This is a genomic window from Vibrio crassostreae 9ZC13 (genome assembly GCF_000272045.2).
Taxonomy (GTDB): Bacteria; Pseudomonadota; Gammaproteobacteria; order Enterobacterales; family Vibrionaceae; genus Vibrio; species Vibrio crassostreae_C.
The window spans coordinates 769,470-770,819 of sequence record NZ_AJYZ02000019.1 but is presented as its reverse complement, the minus strand read 5'-3'; the positions used below and the strand labels follow the sequence as shown (position 1 = coordinate 770,819).

The window sequence follows — 1,350 nt, the reverse complement described above, 5'->3', positions numbered from 1 at the left end:
CGTCTAAGCCAAGAGCAGCTGCTTTCTCAAGCATCAGATGTGGAAGGCGATGACCTAACAGCCAGCGGCTTAACGGTTGGCGGTGATGCAACCGTTACTCAAAACGATGACGGCAGCTTCACGATTACGCCAGATGAGAACTTCAATGGTGACATCGATATCAACTTCGATATCTCAGATGGTACTAACACCGTTCAAGCTTCAGCTGACCTTACTGTTAATCCAGTTAATGACCTGCCAGTCCCTCAAGACCAACAGTTCAGTGTTGAAGAAGATGGCACGTTAATCTTCACCGATGCCGACCTATTAACAGGTGCAACGGACATTGAAGGCGACAACCTAACGGTTGAAGGTGTGACCTACGATGGCGGCGACGGTATCTTGACCGACAACGGCAACGGGACTTACACCTTTGCGCCGAATGAAAACTTCAATGGCGACGTAAACTTCGGTTTTGATGTGTCTGACGGCACCGATACGGTCTCTGCAAACATCGATGTGAGTGTAACTGCCGTTGATGATGCACCTGTGTCAGGCGATTTAGCGTACTCAATCGATGAAGATGGTTCTATCCGTCTAAGCCAAGAGCAACTGTTATCACAAGCATCTGATGTTGAAGGCGATGACCTTACTGCTAGCGGCCTAACGGTTGGTGGTGATGCGACGGTTGTAGCTAACGATGATGGCAGTTTCACCATCACGCCAGATGAGAACTTCAATGGCGACATTGATATCAGCTTCGATATCTCAGATGGTACCAATACCGTTCAAGCATCAGCTGACCTAACGGTTAACCCAGTTAACGACCTGCCAGTCCCTCAAGATCAACAGTTCAGTGTTGAAGAAGATGGAACGCTTATCTTCACCGATGCAGACCTATTAACAGGCGCTACTGACATTGAAGGTGATAACCTAACGGTTGAAGGTGTGACCTACGATGGTGGCGACGGTATCCTTACTGACAATGGCAACGGTACGTACACCTTTGCGCCAAATGAAAACTTCAATGGCGACGTAAACTTCGGTTTTGATGTGTCTGACGGCACCGATACGGTGTCAGCAAACATCGATGTGAGTGTAACTGCGGTTGATGATGCACCTGTGTCAGGTGATTTAGCGTACTCAATCGATGAAGATGGTTCTATCCGTCTAAGCCAAGAGCAACTGTTATCACAAGCATCTGATGTTGAAGGCGATGACCTTACTGCTAGCGGCCTAACGGTTGGTGGTGATGCGACGGTTGTAGCTAACGATGATGGCAGCTTCACGATTACGCCAGATGAGAACTTCAATGGCGACATTGATATCAGCTTCGATATCTCAGATGGTACTAACACGGTTCAAGCTTCG

1 pseudogene is annotated in these 1,350 nt (G+C 48.1%); it reads left to right on the top strand.

Features of this window, described 5'->3' with window-relative positions:
• A pseudogene (locus A136_RS22965) lies at positions 1 to 1,350 on the top strand (tandem-95 repeat protein); the annotation flags it as partial.